Source organism: Bradyrhizobium sp. CCH5-F6, assembly GCF_001556045.1.
Lineage (GTDB): Bacteria > Pseudomonadota > Alphaproteobacteria > Rhizobiales > Xanthobacteraceae > Bradyrhizobium.
Window position 1 is genome coordinate 83487 of the sequence record NZ_LSIC01000018.1, and the last position, 18287, is coordinate 101773.

The 18287-nt window shown below is 65.4% G+C and carries 12 protein-coding genes; 4 read left to right on the top strand and 8 right to left on the bottom strand.

The window, feature by feature from the left end; genetic code table 11:
* Positions 1-178 precede the first annotated feature (178 nt).
* Both AX729_RS04105 and AX729_RS04110 read right to left on the bottom strand, forming a co-directional pair.
* On the bottom strand, positions 179-1729 hold the full coding sequence (locus AX729_RS04105) for an AMP-binding protein (RefSeq protein WP_061020630.1): 1551 nt from the start codon (positions 1727-1729) through the stop codon (positions 179-181).
* An 18-nt stretch (positions 1730-1747) separates the two neighbouring features.
* Complete coding sequence (locus AX729_RS04110) at positions 1748-2902, bottom strand: iron-containing alcohol dehydrogenase (protein ID WP_061020631.1); 1155 nt, start codon at positions 2900-2902, stop codon at positions 1748-1750.
* A 291-nt stretch (positions 2903-3193) separates the two neighbouring features.
* Between AX729_RS04110 and AX729_RS04115 the strand changes: the two genes are divergently transcribed.
* The 3 genes from AX729_RS04115 (at position 3194) to AX729_RS04125 (ending at position 8920) form a co-directional block, all read left to right on the top strand.
* Positions 3194-4399, top strand: coding sequence for an efflux RND transporter periplasmic adaptor subunit (locus tag AX729_RS04115; RefSeq protein ID WP_061020632.1), 1206 nt, complete (start codon positions 3194-3196; stop codon positions 4397-4399).
* Positions 4396-7560, top strand: coding sequence for an efflux RND transporter permease subunit (locus tag AX729_RS04120; protein ID WP_061020633.1), 3165 nt, complete (start codon positions 4396-4398; stop codon positions 7558-7560). The genes AX729_RS04115 and AX729_RS04120 overlap by 4 nt, the downstream gene beginning before the upstream one ends.
* A 169-nt stretch (positions 7561-7729) precedes the next feature.
* The gene (locus AX729_RS04125; RefSeq protein ID WP_061020634.1) at positions 7730-8920 is read left to right on the top strand and encodes an ABC transporter substrate-binding protein; all 1191 of its coding nucleotides are present in this window, start codon (positions 7730-7732) and stop codon (positions 8918-8920) included.
* A 93-nt stretch (positions 8921-9013) separates the two neighbouring features.
* Here AX729_RS04125 and AX729_RS04130 read toward each other — a convergent pair whose 3' ends face one another.
* The 4 genes from AX729_RS04130 to AX729_RS04145 are packed head-to-tail and all read right to left on the bottom strand — an operon-like array spanning position 9014 to position 13615.
* A complete protein-coding gene (locus AX729_RS04130; protein ID WP_061020635.1) occupies positions 9014-9403 on the bottom strand; it encodes an MAPEG family protein in 390 nt (129 codons plus the stop codon).
* 27 nt (positions 9404-9430) lie between these two features.
* Entirely contained in the window at positions 9431-10513 is a 1083-nt protein-coding gene (locus AX729_RS04135; RefSeq protein ID WP_061020636.1) for a lipocalin-like domain-containing protein, read from the bottom strand.
* Positions 10503-12965 (bottom strand): ABC transporter permease, encoded by a 2463-nt coding sequence (locus tag AX729_RS04140; protein WP_061020637.1) that lies wholly within the window; start codon positions 12963-12965, stop codon positions 10503-10505. Before AX729_RS04140 ends, AX729_RS04135 begins: the two co-directional genes overlap by 11 nt.
* Complete coding sequence (locus tag AX729_RS04145; protein WP_061020638.1) at positions 12962-13615, bottom strand: ABC transporter ATP-binding protein; 654 nt, start codon at positions 13613-13615, stop codon at positions 12962-12964. Before AX729_RS04145 ends, AX729_RS04140 begins: the two co-directional genes overlap by 4 nt.
* 143 nt (positions 13616-13758) lie before the next feature.
* Between AX729_RS04145 and AX729_RS04150 the strand changes: the two genes are divergently transcribed.
* A complete protein-coding gene (locus AX729_RS04150; RefSeq protein WP_061020639.1) occupies positions 13759-15093 on the top strand; it encodes an MFS transporter in 1335 nt (444 codons plus the stop codon).
* 56 nt (positions 15094-15149) lie between these two features.
* On the opposite strand, the gene AX729_RS04155 is transcribed toward AX729_RS04150, so the two are convergent.
* Both AX729_RS04155 and AX729_RS04160 read right to left on the bottom strand, forming a co-directional pair.
* Complete coding sequence (locus tag AX729_RS04155; protein ID WP_061020640.1) at positions 15150-16865, bottom strand: N-acyl-D-amino-acid deacylase family protein; 1716 nt, start codon at positions 16863-16865, stop codon at positions 15150-15152.
* A 213-nt stretch (positions 16866-17078) separates the two neighbouring features.
* The gene (locus AX729_RS04160; RefSeq protein ID WP_061020641.1) at positions 17079-18284 is read right to left on the bottom strand and encodes an MFS transporter; all 1206 of its coding nucleotides are present in this window, start codon (positions 18282-18284) and stop codon (positions 17079-17081) included.
* Positions 18285-18287: the final 3 nt, after the last annotated feature.

Consider the following 18287-nt stretch of genomic DNA (forward strand, 5'->3'; position numbering starts at 1 on the left):
AACCGGCAAGGCCGCAGGACGCCTCGACAATTCGGATGACGGATGGCGGAGTGTTTTCTCAAGACGTGAGAGTGCAGGTGCGAAGAGATGGCTCCTGCGCCTTGTGCCGATGTTGTGCGTAGCCGCATCCACAAGCTCCGTCGTCGTGCGACGTGAGTGCCAAGGCCGCCTGTAGAGCTCACACGATCCGCGACGCCTTGTTCCCCCAATACCGGTCCCTGAGCAGCCGTTTGTACAGCTTGCCGGTCGGCAGCCGCGGCAATTCCTTCTCGAAGTCGACCGAGCGTGGCACCTTCTGCCGCGACAGCGATTTTGCGCAGAAGGCGATCAGCTCTTCGGCGAGAGCCGGCCCCGGCACGACACCCGGAATCGGCTGTACCACGGCCTTCACCTCTTCGCCGAGATCGGCATTCGGCACGCCGAATACTGCGGCATCGGCGACCTTCGGATGGGTGATCAGCAGATTCTCGCATTCCTGCGGATAGATGTTCACGCCACCGGAGATGATCATGAACGTCGCGCGATCGGTCAGGTACAGGAAACGGTCGGCGTCGACATAGCCGACGTCGCCGACCGTGCTCATGCTGCCGTCGGCCGAACGCGCCTCTTTGGTCTTCTCCGGATCGTTGAAATATTCGAACGGTGTAGCCGTCTTGAACCAGACCTGGCCCGGTGTGCCGGTTGGGCACTCCTGCATGTTCTCGTCCAGAATGTGCAGGTCGCCGAGCAGCACCTTGCCGACGGTTCCGCGATGGGCCAGCCATTCATCGCTGTTGCAGGCGGTGAAGCCGAGGCCCTCGGTCGCGCCGTAATATTCGTGGATGATCGGCCCCCACCATTTGATCATGTCGTCCTTGACCAGGGCCGGGCAGGGCGCGGCGGCGTGGATCGCAATCTCCAGCGAGGAAAGGTCGTAGCGGCCACGCACCTCCTCCGGCAGCTTCAGCATGCGCGAGAACATCGTCGGCACCAGCTGGGTGTGGGTGATGCCCCATTGCTCGACGAGCTGGAGGTAACGTTCGGGATCGAAACTCTCCATGATGATCACGGTGCCGCCCATGCGGATCGTGAGGTTCACGGCTGCTTGTGGCGCCGAGTGGTAGAGCGGGGCGGGCGACAGGTAGATCATGCCCTCGCGGTAGTGCCAAAGCTTGGTCAGAAAATCGAACAGCGGCAGATTGTGCTTCGGCGGCTCTTCCGGCAGCGGCCGCAAGATGCCCTTCGGCCGTCCCGTCGTGCCGGACGAATAGAGCATGGCGGTACCGAGCCACTCATCCGCGATCGGCGTTTTCGGCAGATCGGCGGTGATCTCGGCAAGGCCGACGATGCGCTCGCTCTCGCCGGGGCCATCGGCGACGATGCACAGCCTGACGTCGGGGCAGGCCTTGATCGCCTCGCGCGCGATGTCGAGCTTGGCCACTGACGTAATCAGGATCTTCGACTGGCTGTTGACGAGGAGATAGGCGAGTTCGTCCGGCGTCAGGAAGGAGTTGATGCAGGTGTAGTAAAGCCCGGAGCGTTCACCCGCGCCACAGGCCTCCAGATAGCGCGCATTGTTCTCCATGAAGATCGAGTAGTGATCGAGCCGCTTCAAGCCTTGCTTGCGGAACAGATGCGCCAGCCGGTTGCTGCGTGCATCGAGCTCGCGATAGGTGACGGTCTCGCCCGTCGCCGCCATGATGAAGGCGGGCTGGAGCGGGCGCAGGCGGGCATGCGTACCAGTATACATCGATCCTCCGGCTTTCGATCAGGCGGCTAGAAGCAGGATTTCGCGCACGTCGGCGGGGCCATCGATCTTGCGCGGGTTCCGCGGAATCCAGTTCGTTCGCATCGCCTGTTCGGCGATGGCGTCGAAATGCTGTGGCGACACACGCACGTCAGCGAGGCTGCGCGGCATGCCGAGCGAGCGGATGAAGGCATCGAGCACGTCGGCGGCGTCATGGCCGGGATAGCCCATGGCGGCCGCGACGATCATTTGCCGTTCGGCGTTGTCGCGCGCGTTCCAGCGCATCACCGCCGGCAGCATGATGCAGGACGTGTAGCCGTGCGGCACGTCGAAGGCAGCGCCCAGCACATAGCCGATACCGTGACTCGCACCCATCGGCACGCCGGCTGCGAGTGCGCCCATCGACAGCCAGGTGCCGATCTGCGCGTCCATCCGCGCGTCGAGATCGGCAGGATTCGCCTTCACCCTCGGCAGCGCGTCGGCGAGCATGGCAAGGCCCTTCACCGATTGCGCATCGGCATAGGGGTGCGTCTCGCGCGAGCAGATTGCCTCGACGCAATGGTCGACGGCGCGGATGCCGGTCGACAGGAACAGCCATTCCGGCGTGTGCACGGTGATGGCGGGATCGAGGATGGTTGCGCGCGGCACCGCAAGCGGATGCCGCAGCATCTGCTTCACATCCGTGCTGCGGTCGGTGACGCCCGCGATCGCGCTGAACTCGCCGCCGGCGATGGTGGTCGGCACGCTGATCTGACGCACGGTCGGCGCATTCATCTCGGGCGCGACACCCTTGTGCACACGGATGCGCTCGATGCCGTCGACATCGTCGATGCCGTTGGCGAGACAAAGCTGCACCGCCTTGGCGCCGTCGGTGATGGAGCCTCCGCCGACGGTGACGATCAGATCGGCGTCCGCCTCGCGCGCCGCTTGGGTCGCTGCGATCACCGCCTCACGGGGCGTATGTGCCGGCATGGCATCGAACAGGCCGGCGCAGCGCGGGCCAAGCGCGTCCTTGATCTTCGTGATCTCGTCGGTCTGCCGGTTGAGCGTGCCCGAAACCATCAGGAACGCGCGGCGCGTTCCCAGCCGATCCATCTGCGCGACGACGGCACCGGCCGCAGGATGGCCGAATACGACCTCATCGATCGCGCCGAAAACGACACGTCCCTGGTGCACGCCTGTCCTCCCCGGACAATTCGTCTTGATTTTGTTGGGAATAATCTAGCCCAGCCGACGCCACGCGTCATGTGCGAAGACGCTGGCCCCGGCCTTCTCCTCGCCCCGCGGTTACGGTGCTCTTGCGGCGAGAGGCAAAGAAGCCTTGTCAACCCGCCATCCGGTCAGGGCCTCTTGCCCAGCATTGCGTCCGACGTCGTCTTGATAAGTTCATTCTTGGCACCCATCTTGCGTGGCCCGCGGGTAGGCGAGTACCCTGTTGTTTCTGCGGGCTTGATGCGAGGACCTGGGATGAGCGGACCGGACGGAAGCGAGCAGTTTGTCAAGAAGCACGATTTCGTTCAGCTCCGGCTCGGCGCAATCGGAGGGCTTCTCGCCGCGGCGTTTGTCCTCGCCGGCTGCGACAAGCCGGCGTCACAGGCCGCCGCCCCGCCGCCTGCGCCGGTGACGGTCGCCCAGCCGGTCAAGCGCACCGTCACCGATTGGGACGAGTTCACCGGCCGCTTCGAGGCGGTTGAGGAAGTGCAGGTGCGCCCGCGCGTCGGCGGCTTCGTCAACTCGGTCGAATTCCAGGACGGCGCGATCGTGCGCCAGGGCGATCTGCTTTACGTGATCGACCCGCGACCCTTCGAGGCGGTGGCCACGCAGGCGGAGGGCCAGCTGTCGGATGCACGGGCCAAAGTGGAGCTCGCCAAGCGCGAGCTCGATCGCGGCCTCAGCCTGGTGCAGACCAGCGCCGTTTCCGAACAGGTCGTCGATCAGCGCCGCCAGGCCTTGCAGGCCGCGCATGCAGCCGAGATGCAGGCCGAAGGAGCGCTGAAGGCCGCAAAGCTCAACATCGAGTTCACCCACGTGACCGCTCCGATCACGGGCCGCGCCAGCCGCCATCTCGTCAGCCCCGGCAATCTCGTGCAGGGCAGTGACAACGGCACGTCGACGCTGCTGACCTCCATCGTCACGCTTGACCCGATCTACATCTATTTCGACATGGATGAGGCGACCTTCATCAAATACAGCAAGCTGTGGTTCGAAGGTCGGCGTCCAAGCTCGCGCGATACCGCCAATCCGGTGCAGGTGACGCTCGCCGGTGAAACCAACCGGTCCCGTGAAGGCACCGTCAATTTCCTCGACAACCGCCTCGACGTGTCGACCGGCACGCTGCGCAGCCGCGCCGTGGTCAAGAACACGGATCTCTCGATCCTGCCCGGCCAGTTCGGCCGCGTCCGCCTGATCGGCAGCGCGCCCTACGAGGCGCTGCTGATCCCCGACGTTGCTGTCGCGACCGATCAGTCCCGCAAGATCGTGTTCGTTGTGAAGCCCGACGACACCGTCGAGGCGCGTCCCGTCGTCCTCGGACCGCTCGATGACGGCCTGCGCGTGATCCGCGAGGGGCTGAAGCCGGACGACCGCGTCATCGTCAACGGCATCCAGCGCGCCCGTGTCGGCGCCAAGGTCGCCCCGCAGACCGCTCAAGCGCCGGCCGGTGGCAAGTCATGAATCTAGGCCGCCTCTCCATCAACCAGCCCATCCTGGCGATGGTGCTGTCGATCGTGCTGCTGATCGTCGGCGCGCTCGCTTACACCACGCTGCCCGTCTCCGAATATCCGCAGGTGGTGCCGCCGACCGTCGTCGTCACCACGCAATATCCCGGCGCCTCCGCGCAGACCGTGTCGGACACGGTCGCCGCTCCCATCGAGCAGGAGATCAACGGCGTCGAGGACATGCTGTATCTCTACAGCCAGGCGACCTCGAACGGCCAGCTCACCATCACCGTTACCTTCAAGCTCGGCACCGATCTCGACAAGGCCCAGGTGCTGGTGCAGAACCGCGTCGCCATCGCGCAGCCGCGCCTGCCGGAAGAGGTGCAGCGCAACGGCGTGACCACGCGCAAGAACTCGCCCGACATCCTGATGGTCGTGTTCATGCTGTCGCCGGACGACACCTTCGACCAGCTCTACATCTCGAATTATGCGCTGCTCCAGGTTCGTGACCAGCTGCTGCGCCTCGACGGCGTCGGCGACATCCAGATCTTTGGCGCGCGCGACTACTCCATGAGGTTGTGGCTCGATCCTGACCGCATCGCCAATCTCGGCCTGACCTCCACCGAGGTGCTGGCGGCGATCCGGGCCCAGAACGTGCAGATCGCGGGCGGCCAGATCGCCGAGCCGCCGATCGCCGATCGCGCTTTCCAGCCGAACCTAACTTTCACGGGGCGTTTGAAGGACCAGAGGCAGTTCGAGGACATCCTGATCAAGGCCGGCTCCGACGGCCGCACGGTGCGCCTGCGCGACGTCGCCCGCATCGAGCTCGGGGCGCTGTCCTACACCACCAACAGCTTCCTGCTGCGCAAGTCGGCCGTCGCCATGCTGGTGACGCAGCGGCCGGGATCCAACGCGCTCGCGACCGCGAAGAACATCTCCGACACCATGACGAGGCTCAAGGAGAACCTTCCGAAAGGCCTCGACTACAACATCGGCTACAATCCGACCGAGTTCATCGCGCAGTCGGTCCACGAGCTGATCAAGACCATCTACGAGGCGATGCTGCTCGTGGTCGTCGTGGTGCTGGTTTTCCTGCAGGGATGGCGGCCGGCGATCATTCCGATCATCGCGATTCCAGTCTCCCTCGTCGGCACCTTCGCGGTGATGGCGGCGCTGGGCTTCTCGATCAACAATCTCACGCTGTTCGGCCTCGTGCTCGCCGTCGGTATCGTCGTCGACGATGCCATCGTGGTGGTCGAGAATGTCGAGCGGCATCTCGAGCACGGCATGAGCCGGCGTGATGCCGCGCTCAAGACCATGGAAGAGGTCGGCGGCGCGCTGGTCTCGATCGCGCTGGTGCTGTGCGCGGTGTTCGTGCCGACCGCGTTCCTCGGCGGCATCTCCGGTCAGTTCTTCCAGCAATTCGCCGTCACCATCGCGGTTGCGACGGCGATTTCCTGCTTCTGCTCGCTGACGCTGTCACCGGCATTGGCGTCGCTCATCCTCACGCCGCACGAAGAGAAGCGGCCGCCGGCCGCCTGGAATGTCGTCGCGCGCGGCTGGAATGCCTTCACCGGCGTGTTCAACCGCGTATTCGACCGCCTGGCGCATGGCTATGCCGGTCTCGCCAATTTCGTGATCCGGCACTCCGTCGTGATGCTCCTGATCTACGTCGTGCTGATCGGCAGCGCCGGCTGGCTGATCGTGACCACGCCGCAGGGCTTCATCCCGGCGCAGGATCGCGGTTACGTCATCATCTCGGTGCAACTGCCCGGAGCGGCCTCGCTGGCGCGCACCACCGAGGTCGTGCGCGAGATCGAGCGGATTTCGCTGGATACGCCCGGCATCGTCCGTGTCGCCGCCTTTGCCGGCTTCTCCGGTGCGACCCGCACGCAGGCCGGCAACGCCGCAGCGCTGTTCCCGGTGTTCGACGAGCCTGAGGCGCGGATCAAGAAGGGGCTGACCGCAAACGCCATCACGGTCGATTTGCGCAAGCGCCTGTCCGCGATCCAGGGCGCCTTCATCATCGTGATTCCGCCGCCGGCCGTGCCCGGCATCGGCACCGGCGGCGGATTTGCCATCCGCATCCAGGACCGCCAGGGACGTGGGCCCGAAATGCTCGCAGCCGCGACCGACGAGCTTGTGGCCGCCGCGCGCAAATCGCCCTTGCTGCTCGCTCCCTCGGTGTTCTCGCCATTCTCGGCCAACACGCCGCAGCTCTTCGTCGACATCGACCGCACCAAGGCGCAGAAGCTCGGCGTCCCCATCTCCAATATCAACGATACGATCCAGACCTATTTCGGATCGACCTATGTCAACGACTTCAACCTCTTCGGCCGCACCTATCACGTCACCGCGCAGGCCGATTTCCCGTTCCGAAAGGAGCCGAGTGACCTTTCGCGGCTGCGCACGCGCAACGCCTCCGGCGACATGGTGATGCTCGGTAGCGTGGTCGAATTCAAGGACGTCTCGGGGCCCGATCGTGTCGCGCGCTACAATCTCTACGCAGCATCCGAACTCCAGGGCGAGCCGGCGCCGGGCATAAGCTCGACCACCGCGCTCAACACCATCAAGCAGCTCGCCGACGATACCCTGCCGAGCGGCTTCACCTTCGAATGGACCGACCTGTCCTATCAGCAGGTCACCGGTGGCAATGCCGGTCTCTACGTGTTCCCGATCTGCGTGCTGTTCGTCTATCTCGTGCTCGCCGCACAATATGGCAGCTGGACCCTGCCGTTCGCGGTGATCCTGATCGTGCCGATGTGCCTGCTCGCCGCCACCATCGGCGTTCGCATCATGGGGCAGGACGTCAACATCCTCACCCAGATCGGCTTCGTCGTGCTGGTGGGACTGGCGGCGAAGAACGCGATCCTGATCGTCGAGTTCGCGCGCGACATCGAGAACGAGGGCAAGTCGCGGCTCGAGGCCGTGATCGAGGCCTGCCGCCTGCGCCTGCGGCCGATCCTGATGACCTCATTCGCCTTCATCCTCGGCGTGTTGCCGCTGGTGATCTCGAGCGGTTCCGGCTCGGAGATGCGGCAGGCCGTCGGCGTTGCCGTGTTCTTCGGAATGATCGGCGTCACCCTGTTCGGGCTTCTGTTCACGCCGATCTTCTACGTGGTGGTGCGGAACCTCGCGGAGGGGCGGCGGGACAAGAAGCCGGAGGTGGCCGCATAAAGGCTAAATATCGTACCGGCTTTATGCTTCGCTTCGTTGCGCGCGTGCGGGAATATCCGTGGCGATGCGTGTTTCATACTAACGACCAACACGCAACGGATGGGCACGCGCGGCGTTCTTCACTAGTATCCGCGCGATTTCACAACAGAACACTGCCGGGAGTTAACATATGAAATCAGCATTTTTGGTCGCCGCAGCGTCGGCCGTGTTGCTGGCCGCGCCGGCCGCCGCGCAAGGCGTCAAGATCGGCATCCTCAACGACCAGTCCGGCGTCTATGCCGATTACGGCGGCAAATGGTCGGTCGAGGCCGCAAGGATGGCGATCGAGGATTTCGGCGGCGAGGTGCTTGGCCAGAAGATCGAGCTCGTCACCGCCGACCACCAGAACAAGCCCGACCTCGCCGCCTCGATCGCGCGGCGCTGGTACGACGTCGAGAACGTCGACATGATCACGGAGCTGACGACCTCCTCGGTCGCGCTCGCGATCCACGAGCTCTCCAAGGAAAAGAAGAAGATCGACATCGTCGTCGGCGCCGCGACCTCGCGCCTCACCGGCGATGCCTGCCAGCCCTATGGCTTTCACTGGGCCTACGACACCCGCGCGCTCGGCGTCGGCACCGGCGGTGCGTTGACGAAGGCCGGCGGCGACACCTGGTTCTTCCTCACCGCGGATTACGCCTTCGGCTATGCGCTGGAAAAGGACACCAGCGAGATCGTCACGGCCAATGGCGGCAAGGTGGTCGGCTCGGTGCGTGTGCCGCTCAACTCCTCGGACTTCTCCTCCTTCCTGCTCCAGGCGCAGAGCTCGAAGGCGAAGATCGTGGGCCTCGCCAATGCCGGCCTCGACACCACCAACTCGATCAAGCAGGCCTCCGAGTTCGGCATCGTCTCCGGTGGCCAGAAGCTCGCTGGCCTTCTGATGACGCTCGCCGAGGTCAACGGCCTCGGCCTCCAGGCCGCGCAAGGCCTGGTGCTGACCGAGGGCTATTACTGGGATCTCAACGATCGCACCCGTAATCTCGGCGAACGCTTCCTCAAGCGGACCGGTCGCATGCCGAGCATGATCCACGCCGGCACCTATTCGGCGACGCTGAGCTATCTCAAGGCCGTCAAGGCCGCCGGCACCAAGGATCCGGATGCGGTCGCCAGGAAGCTGAAGGAGCTGCCGGTCGACGACGACTTCGCGCAAGGCGGCAAGGTGCTCGAGAACGGCCGCATGGTCCACGACATGTATCTGTTTGAGGTCAAGAAGCCCTCGGAGTCGAAGAAGCCGTGGGACTATTACAAGCTGCTCGCCACCGTCCCCGGCGACAAGGCGTTCTTCACCGCCAAGGAAAGCGGCTGCCCGCTGACGAAGTGAGGCGCGACGCGCTCTCCACACACTCGGTGTCGTCCCCGCGAACGCGGGGACCCATATGTGGACGGCCCCGAGTGTGTGGTCGCCGCTCGTGCTTCACTTCACCAATCGCAACACCACCGCTCCCAGTGCCCCCGCCCACAGCGCAAACGCGGCGAGAAACTGGATCGCAAAGCCCGGGCCGCGCTTGGCGGCCGCCTTGGAATAGCCGACGAAATAGACGATGCGGCCGATGATCCAGACCGCGCCGATGCCCGCCGCGATCACGTCGCCGATGTAGATCGCGAACAGCCACAGCGCCGGCAGGAAGATCGGCATCCATTCCAGCGTGTTCATCTGGATGCGGAATGCGCGTTCAAAATCCGGATGGCCCGACATCGCCGGCACCTTGACGCCGGTCGCGGTGCGCGACCGCGAGACGTTGATGCTGGTGAAGAAATAAAATGCGATCGCCAGCAGCGTGACGAGGGCGGTGAGATGATACATCGCTAGTCCCTTCCAAGAGGTCGCGCTTCAATACCCTGTCAGCTCGAGATAGCCAACGCCGTCATGCGAGCCGGCAAAGCTGATCGGTCCTTCCCAATAGGAGAAGCCGGTCCCCATCCAGGCCATGGGGTTGAGCGGTTTGCAGGCAATCGAGAACGATCGCGAGGGGATCGCGATCTGCCATTCCACCGGTACCTTGCGTCCGGCAACGTCCACCGTCTCCTTCGGAATCATCTGGATATCGCCGCCCGCAATCATCTGCGTCTCGCCGGCGGCGCTGATCCAGTTGCCGAACGGATGGTTCTGGCCGTCCTTCTGACGCAGCCGGTAAAGCATCAGCTTGTCGCCGGACGCGAGATGCAGGGACAGCCAGTCCCATCCGGTCTGGTCGGCATCGAGCGGCTGGCTGCTCCATTCGCGGTCCATCCAGGCCTGGCCCGAGACATCGACCTGCTGGTCGTCGATCGTGAGCGTGCCGCGCGCGCGGTAGAACGGCTGGCTGTAGTAATAGGACGCCTGGCCCCGCTCCGACTTGCGGCTGTAGCCGCGATCACCCTGCAACACCACCGGACGATCGGCCTCCAGGATGAGCGCATAGCTGAAGTCGGTACCGGAGGCCTTCAACGTCAATGGCGCCAGCGTGCTGTCGCTGGTGCGGTCAGATCCTTTCATCTCCCAATCGTCGATCCAGGCTGCAAACGGCTTTGCCGTGACGCCGGCTTGCCCGACGCCGCCGCGTGAAAACGTTTCGTTGAAGCGGTGGGTGTCCGCCCGTGTCACGGCGGCATGCGCCATCCAAACCTGCTGGTTGGCCCAGCCCTCGCCTTGCGGGCCCGGTTGCGTCGCCTGACGGAACAGCGTCCATTGCAGGCCGCACGCCGCGCCGCTGCCATCGACGAGGTTTGCCGTGAGATACCACCACTCGATCCGAAATTCGGGATGCGGCCCGTGATCGGCCGGAAAGCTGAACGGCTTTCCGGGCGTCACTTTCGCAAAGCCGTCGGCGGTCTCGCCGAGCCCGGCATAGCCCTGCGCGCTGGCGCGGTTCGCGAGGGCGAGCGCGGCCATGCCGCCGGCAAAGGTGCGCCGCGAGATTGCGTCAACGCTCATTGGCAAACACCTTGACGAGGCTCGCCGGCTGCATCCGCGCCAGCCGCAACATCGGCAGCAGGGCGGCCATGAGCGAAGCAAGCAGCGCGACCGCGACCAGCTCGACCAGCTGCAGCGGAAACACGTGGAACGGCAGCCGCCAGCCGAATGCCTTCACATTGACGATGGCGATCAGGCACCACGCCACCATGAGGCCGAGCGGCACCGCCAGCATCGACGTGAACAGCGCGACCGAGAGCGTCTTGGTCAGCTCGATCGCGGCAAGGCGCGGCCGCGTGATGCCGATCGCCCAGAGCGGGGCGAGTTGCGGCAGGCGAGAGTTTGCCAGCGTCAGCAGGCTGGTGAGCAGCGCGATGCCGGCGACGCCGAGCGTGAAGGCGTTCAGCGCGGAGGTCACCGCGAAGGTGCGCTTGAAGATGCGGATCGACTCCGCCTTCACCGTCGCCTGGTCGGCGACGCTGCGGTCGTCGAGCCCGAACTGCGTCTGCAAGGCCGCGATCAGGCCGGGGATGTTCTCCCTCGCGACGATCAGGCCGATCCGCGTCTGCGGCGTCTGCGGAAACTGCCGGATCAAAGCGGCGACATTTACCGTGAGCTGCCCCTTGGGGTTGCCGTAATCGGCATAGATGCCGACGATGTCGAGCTCCCAGGTTCCGCCCGGCGCCGGCACCTCGATGACGTCGCCGATCCGCACGTTCAGCCGGCGGCTCAATTGCTCGCTGATGAAGGCGGCATTGCCCGGCACGAGCCGGGTCCAGGCCTGCGGCGCGGCCTCCAGCAGCGGCCAGCGCTCGCGATAGAGCGCGTGATCGGGCAGGCCGAGCAACTCCACCGGCTGTCCCCAAACCTGCGCCTCCGCACGTCCGCCCGAGAGGATGGCCTGCACCTCGGCGCGTTCCTTGAGCCAGTTCCGGATCGCTACGCCTTTCGCATTGTCGGACGCGCTGATGTAGACGTCGGCGGCAAGCCGCCCGTCGAGCCAGCCGATGAAGGTGCGGCTGAACGTTTCCACCATGGTGGACACACCGACATTGACGGCAAGCGCGAGCAGCAGCGCCATCAGCGCCAGCGACAATCCGGAGAGCTGCTGCCGGCTGTCCGCCCAGAACCACAGCGCCAGCGGCCCCTTCGCCAAGCGCTGGCCGATGAGCAGGATGATGTCGAGGAAGGCCGGCAGGATCAGCGCCGCACCCAACATCAGCGCCGCGAGCACGCCAAAGCCCGCGATCAACGATTGACCGTACTGGAGCAGCAGCAGCGCGACGGCGAACACCATGCACGCCGCAGCACTTTGCAGCACCAGCCAGCGGCGCTGTTGCTGCTGCCAGGCTCGCGGCTGCGCGGTCGCGAGCACCGGCATCCTGATCGCCTTGATCAGGCTGGTCGCGGCCGCCACCAGCGCGCCGGCAATGCTGATGCCGATGCCGGCCAGCCACCATTCGCCCCGCAAGCCGAGCTGCCCCGGGATCTGCGCGCCGTAGAGCCCGCGCAGCGACGCCGCCACGTCGGGCAAGAGTGCGGCGGCGATGAAATAGCCGCAGACGAGTCCGATCAGCCCGGCGACCAGCGCCAGCGCCACCAGCTCGACCACCAGCGCCGTGTTGACCAACCGCGCCGACGCGCCGCAGGCGCGCAAGGTCCGCAGCATCGGCAGCCGCTGCTCGAAGGCGAGCCCGACGGCCGAGTTGACGATGAACAGCCCGACGAAGAACGAGAGCAGGCCAAACGCCGTGAGGTTGAGATGAAAGCTGTCGGTGAGCCGTTCCAGCTCCGTTTCGGTATCCGGCTCGACCCGCTGCAACCGGTCGCCAGCGACGCTGGCCAGCGGCGCCGGCTTGCCCTTCGGCTTGCCGATCAGGAGCCGCGACACCTGGTCCGGCTTGTTGAGCAGCCGCTGCGCCACGCCGATATCCACCACCAGCACATCGGGCACGAGCTGCGGCAGCACGCGCAGCGGCGGCAGCTTTGCGCCATTGCTGATTGCCGGCGCCCCGCCTTCCGCCTCTTGCAAGTCGGCCAGCGTCTCCCGCGCCACCAGCGTCTGGCCCGGCGGCGCGACGAAGCTGCTCAGATCCGAGGCGCCGAGCCGCGGCGCGTTGCCGACGTCGGCCGGCAGCGTCACCGGCTCGATGCCGAGCAGCCGCACCGAGCGCCCGTTGATCTGGACCCGCCCCTCCAGCACCGGCGAGACCGGCCAGCCCGCGCGCCGGAGCTTGACGAACAGCTCCTGGGAAAAGGTCGCCGCATCTGGCGCCACCAGCATCGCCGTGCGCACGCCGCCGAACGTCGCCGCGGCACGGTCATAGGCATTGCGGGCCTGCTGGTTGATCGCCTGCACGCCGCTCCACAGCGCGGTCGCTGCGATCAGTCCGATCAGCAGCGTGGCGAACTGCATCTTGTGCCGGCGCCAATGGCTGAGCAGTACCGCGAGGACCCAGAGCGCGCGCCTCATGCAATGCGTCCCGCATGCAGGGTCACGTGGCGGTCGAGCGTTGCGGCCAGATGCAGGCTGTGCGTCACCATCAGGAAGCCGCAGCCGGTGCGTGCGACTAGGTCGCGCGTCAGCGCCAGCACGTTCTCGGCGGTGGCTTCGTCCAGATTGCCGGTCGGCTCGTCCGCGAGCAGCAGCGAGGGTTTCGTCGCCAGCGCCCGGCCGATCGCGACCCGCTGTTGCTGCCCGCCTGATATTTGCTCTGGATAACGCTTCAGCAGTCCGCCGAGTCCGAGCCGCTCGACCAGCTCCTTGGTCCAGGCCGTATCATGCCGGCCGGCGATCCGCGCCTGGAAGACGAGATTGTCCGCGACGGAGAGGCTCGGGATCAGGTTGAATTGCTGGAAGACCAGGCCGATGCGATCGCGCCGCAACTCCGCGCGCCCCGCGTCCGACAGCTTCGTGACTTCGATGTCCGCCAGCCGGATCGTGCCGCCATCGGCGGCGTCGAGCCCGGCGATCAGGTGCAACAATGTACTCTTGCCGCTGCCGGACTCGCCTGTCAGTGCGACGCGCTCGCCGGCGCTGAGTTCGAGATCGACGCCGCGCAGCACGTGGACCGGCTCACCGGCCGAGGAGAACGTCTTGGAGAGATTCTTGATGCTCAGCACGATGAATAACGCCGGACGAAATTGACACAATTGCTGCGTAGCACACTTGCTGTGGAAATGCCCGTTGCGTTGGCTCCAAAGCCGTTGTTAGCTTCCAAGATGGCCAAATCAAAAAAGTGCCAAAAGGACATACGGGGAGATTGATGAGCGCTCAGGGAACGCCAGCGGTGGCGGGAAGGACGGCAGGGGAATCCAAGGCAACGCCGAAGGGCGCCTGGACCATTACATTTCTCCTCTTTCTCTTCATGGTGGTGAACTTCGCGGACAAGATCGTCGTCGGTCTTGCCGGCGTGCCGATCATGACCGACATGAAGCTCAGCGCCGAACAATTCGGCCTGCTCGGGTCCTCGTTCTTCTTCCTGTTCTCGATCTCGGCCATCGTGGTCGGCTTCATCGTCAACAAGGTGCCGACGCGCTGGGTGCTGCTTGCTCTGGCCGTCATCTGGGCGCTGGCGCAATTTCCGATGGTCGGCACCGTCTCCTTCACCACGCTCCTGATCTGCCGCATCGTGCTGGGCGCCGGCGAAGGCCCGGCCTTCTCGGTCGCCGCGCACGCCATCTACAAATGGTTCCCCGACGAGAAGCGTACGCTGCCGACCGCGATCCTGTCACAGGGTTCTGCTTTCGGCGTCATCCTCGCGGTGCCGGCGCTGAACTGGATCATCGTCAACCATTCCTGGCACTATGCTTTCGGCGCGCTCGGAATCGTCGGCCTGATCTGGGTTGCGGCCTGGCTCGCGCTCGGCAAGGAAGGGCCGCTGGAGGACACGCAAGTCTCCGCTGCGGCCGAGCCGAAGATCCCTTACTTGCAGCTCCTCACCTCGCGCACCTTCATCGGCTGCGTCGCCGCGACCTTCGGCGCCTATTGGGCGCTCTCGCTTGGCCTGACCTGGTTCACGCCGTTCATCGTCAAGGGGCTTGGCTTCTCCCAGAGCCAGGCCGGCTGGATTTCGATCCTGCCCTGGGTGTTCGGCGCCACCATCGTCATGCTGACCGGCTGGATCTCTCAGGTGATGATGGCGCGCGGCTACAACACCCGTGTTGCTCGCGGCGTTCTCGGCTCGGTTCCGTTGGTGATCGGCGGGCTGATCCTGGCGATGATGCCGCATGTCCAGGGCGCGGGCCTTCAGATCGCGCTGCTCGTGGTCGGATCGGGCCTGTGCGGGGCGATCTATGTCGTCTGCCCGCCCATGCTCGGCGAATTCACGCCGACCTCGCAGCGCGGTGCGATTCTCGCGATCTATGGCGCGCTGTACACACTGGCCGGCATCATCGCGCCGACCGTGATGGGCGCCACGATCCAGCGTGCCGGCAGCACGATCGATGGCTACATGACGGGCTTCACCATCAATGCCGCGATCATGGTCGGCTCCGGCCTGCTCGGTCTGCTCCTGCTCTGGCCGAACACGGAGAGGGCCAGGCTGACGCGCGGTGCCGCTCCGCAGGCGGCACTGAAGGGCGCGGTGTCGCCGACGTAAGGCGATGCTTTCTTACCCTGCCCTGGAGGGGAGGGTAAGCAAGGCGGCCGCATCGCCTAATTCACTTCCTGCGCGCCACGAATCAGCTTGCCTGGGCGACGCCCCGTCGCCTCGCCATCTCGCCGCGTCACCACGCCTGACACGATGGTCGCGTCGTAGCCGTCGACATCCTGCAGCAACCTCCGTCCGCCGACCGGCAGATCGTAATGCACCTTCGGCGGATGCAGATGCAGGCGGTCGTAGTCGATCACGTTGACGTCGGCCTTGTAGCCGGGCGCGATCAGGCCGCGGTCGGTGAGGCCGACCGAGAGCGCGGTCTTGCGCGACTGCGCCGCCACCACGAACGGGATCGTGAGCTTCTCGCCGCGCTTGCGGTCACGCGTCCAGTGCGTCAGCAGATAGGTCGGGAAGCTCGCATCGCAGATGATGCCGCAATGCGCGCCGCCGTCGGACAGGCCCGGCACCGATTGCGGATCGAGCAGCATCTCGCGTGTCGCATCGAGATTGCCGTCGGAATAGTTCAGGAATGGCACGTAGAGCATGCCGCGGCCCTCGTCCGACAGCATGGCGTCATAGGCGAGCTCTTCCGGCTGACGCCTCTGCCTGCGCGCCTGCGGCCCCAGCGCGTTCTCCGGCGGCTGCTCGTAATCGGGGGGATCGCCGAGCAGGAACATCTTGTCGTAGTTGGGGCGGAAGAACAGCGGATCGTCGGTCGCGGTCGCCGTCTCGCTCAGGATCGCCTTGCGCACCTCCGGTTGATGCAGCCTCGCCAGCCGCTCCTGCAACGGTAGATGCGCGATCGCCTTGTAGCTCGGATGGGTCTGGAACGGATTGCGCGACAGCTCGAGTCCGAGCAAGAGGCCGACGGGCCGCGCCGCGATCTGCGCCGTGATGGAGAGGCCGCGCTTGGCTGCCGCGTTGATCTCGTCGAGCGTCTGGCGCCAGCGCTGAGGTGCCTTGTCGTTCTGCGTGATCGAGAACGAGATCGGGCACTTCGTGCTATCTGCGACCCGCAGCATCATCGGCAGGTCTTCATGGATGGTGGAGAGGTCGAGCACGAATTGCAGCACGCTGCGGCCCTGCCGGTGCATCGCGCCGGCAATGGCGGTGAGCTCGTCCTCTCCTGCTTTCAGAGTCGGCGTGAAATCGCCGGTCGAGGTGCGGTGGTTGAGCGTCCGCGACGTCGAGAAGCCGAGCGCGCCCGAGCGTACCGCCTCGCCCGCGAGCCTCGCCATCGCCGCATTGTCCTCCGCGGTCGAGGGATCGCGGCGCGCGCCGCGCTCGCCCATGACGTAGACGCGCAACGCCGCATGCGGCAATTGCGCGCCGACATCGATGTCGAAATCGCGCTTCGAGAGCCAGTCCATGTAGTCCGGAAAGCTCTCCCAGGCCCACGGAATGCCGGCACTCAGCACCGGCTCCGGAATGTCCTCGACGCCCTCCATGAGCTGGATCAGGCGGGTGTGGTCATCAGGCTTGCATGGCGCAAAGCCGACGCCGCAATTGCCCATGATCGCCGTGGTGACGCCGTTCTGCGAGGACGGCGTGATGTCCTGGCTCCAGGTGACCTGGCCGTCGTAGTGCGTGTGAACGTCGACAAAACCCGGCGTCACCAGCTTGCCGCGCGCGTCGATCTCTTCGTTGCCCTTCGCGGAGACCGTCCCGACCTCGCTGATCTTGCCGCCGGTAATGGCGACATCAGCCTCGAACAGCGTGCCGCCGCTTCCATCCGCGACGGTGCCGCCGCGGATCACGAGATCAGGATTGCTCATGGTGTTTCTTCCCGTTTTGTTGTTTTGCTTTTCTCTATCCGTCGTCCCGGACAAGCGAAGCGCAGATCCGGGACCCCTGCGCGAGCGCTTGCGTTCGTCGCCATAACCACAGGCAGATGTTTTGCGAAGACCCGGAGTTACCAACTTCGCGCGACGATTGCTCCCTGTGGTTATGGGTCCCTGCGTTCGCAGGTACGACAGTTGAGTTTGTAGCTACGCCTTCGCTGGCTTCCGTTCCGTGAACGGCGACAGCACCACCGTCGCGACCATGAAGATCACGGACGCGCCGAACACCCAATGCGGCGCGCTCTGGTCCATGATCCAGCCGAACAGCAGCGGGCTGACGATGCCGCCGAGATTGAAACCGGTGGAGACGATGCCGAAAGCGCGCCCGGCCGCGCCGGGAGGCGCCGCGTTGCGCACCAGCATGTCGCGCGAGGGCGCGATCACGCCGGAGAGGAAGCCCGCGGTCGCCATCGTGGCGGTCAGCGCCCAGCCCGGCAGCGTCACCAGCGCAATCAGCAGCACGATTGCGGCGTTCGCCGCAAAGCAGGCAGCCGCGACATAGCCGTGACGCTCGGTGCGGTCGGCGAGGAAGCCACCTGCGAGCACGCCGATGGCGCTGGCGCCCAGGAACGCCGTCAGCGCGATGTTGGCGGCGGAGTAAGAGGCGCCGTAGCCGCTCATCAGCGCCACCACGCCGAAATTGTTGATGCCGGCGACGGACAGGCTCAGCAGCATGAACAGCGCGGTCAGCGTGATCAGCGCCGGCGTGATGACGGCCTGTCTCGGTGCGGTCGCGTTGCCGGGCTTGTTCTTATGCGCGCCGGCGTCCGGAATGTTCATGACGATCAGCAACAGCGCCACTGCTATACCAATCGCGCCGGACGCGATCAGCGCCCCAGCGCCACCGGACAAGGTGACGAGCGCTGCGACGATGGCCGGCGCCACCGCACCGCCGAGAAAGCCGGCAAAGGTGTGGATCGAGAACGCGCGACCCATCCGCGCCTCGTCCATGTGTTCGGCCAGAATCGCGTAGTCGGCGGGATGGTAGACGCTGTTGGCGAGGCCGAGCAGCACGGCGCAGGCGATCAGCGAGGCGTAGCTGAGGTGCAGCCCGAGCAGGATCAGCGCGACACCGCCGAGCGTCAGCCCGGCCAGCAAAATCCTGCGCGCACCGAAATGGTCGACCAGATAGCCCGTCGGCGCCTGCGTCAGGCCGGACACCACCGCAAACACGGTGAGCGCGAAGCCGAGCTCGATATAGCCGACGCCGAGCTGGCTCTTGAGAAACGGGAACAGCATCGGCAGCACCAGGAGATGGAAATGGCTGACCCAATGCGCGATCGAAATTCCCGTCAGCGTGCGTAGCGCGCTGTCCGCCTTGCCTTGCTGCGGTGCGGCGAGAACGTCGACCATTGC

Coding starts and splice junctions, on each gene's coding strand:
- AX729_RS04130 (WP_061020635.1), bottom strand. CDS start 9,403: ATGTATCATCTCACCGCCCTCGTCACGCTGCTGGCGATCGCATTTTAT.
- AX729_RS04120 (WP_061020633.1), top strand. CDS start 4,396: ATGAATCTAGGCCGCCTCTCCATCAACCAGCCCATCCTGGCGATGGTG.
- AX729_RS04155 (WP_061020640.1), bottom strand. CDS start 16,865: ATGAGCAATCCTGATCTCGTGATCCGCGGCGGCACCGTCGCGGATGGA.
- AX729_RS04160 (WP_061020641.1), bottom strand. CDS start 18,284: ATGGTCGACGTTCTCGCCGCACCGCAGCAAGGCAAGGCGGACAGCGCG.
- AX729_RS04150 (WP_061020639.1), top strand. CDS start 13,759: ATGAGCGCTCAGGGAACGCCAGCGGTGGCGGGAAGGACGGCAGGGGAA.
- AX729_RS04140 (WP_061020637.1), bottom strand. CDS start 12,965: ATGAGGCGCGCGCTCTGGGTCCTCGCGGTACTGCTCAGCCATTGGCGC.
- AX729_RS04115 (WP_061020632.1), top strand. CDS start 3,194: ATGAGCGGACCGGACGGAAGCGAGCAGTTTGTCAAGAAGCACGATTTC.
- AX729_RS04105 (WP_061020630.1), bottom strand. CDS start 1,729: ATGTATACTGGTACGCATGCCCGCCTGCGCCCGCTCCAGCCCGCCTTC.
- AX729_RS04125 (WP_061020634.1), top strand. CDS start 7,730: ATGAAATCAGCATTTTTGGTCGCCGCAGCGTCGGCCGTGTTGCTGGCC.
- AX729_RS04135 (WP_061020636.1), bottom strand. CDS start 10,513: ATGAGCGTTGACGCAATCTCGCGGCGCACCTTTGCCGGCGGCATGGCC.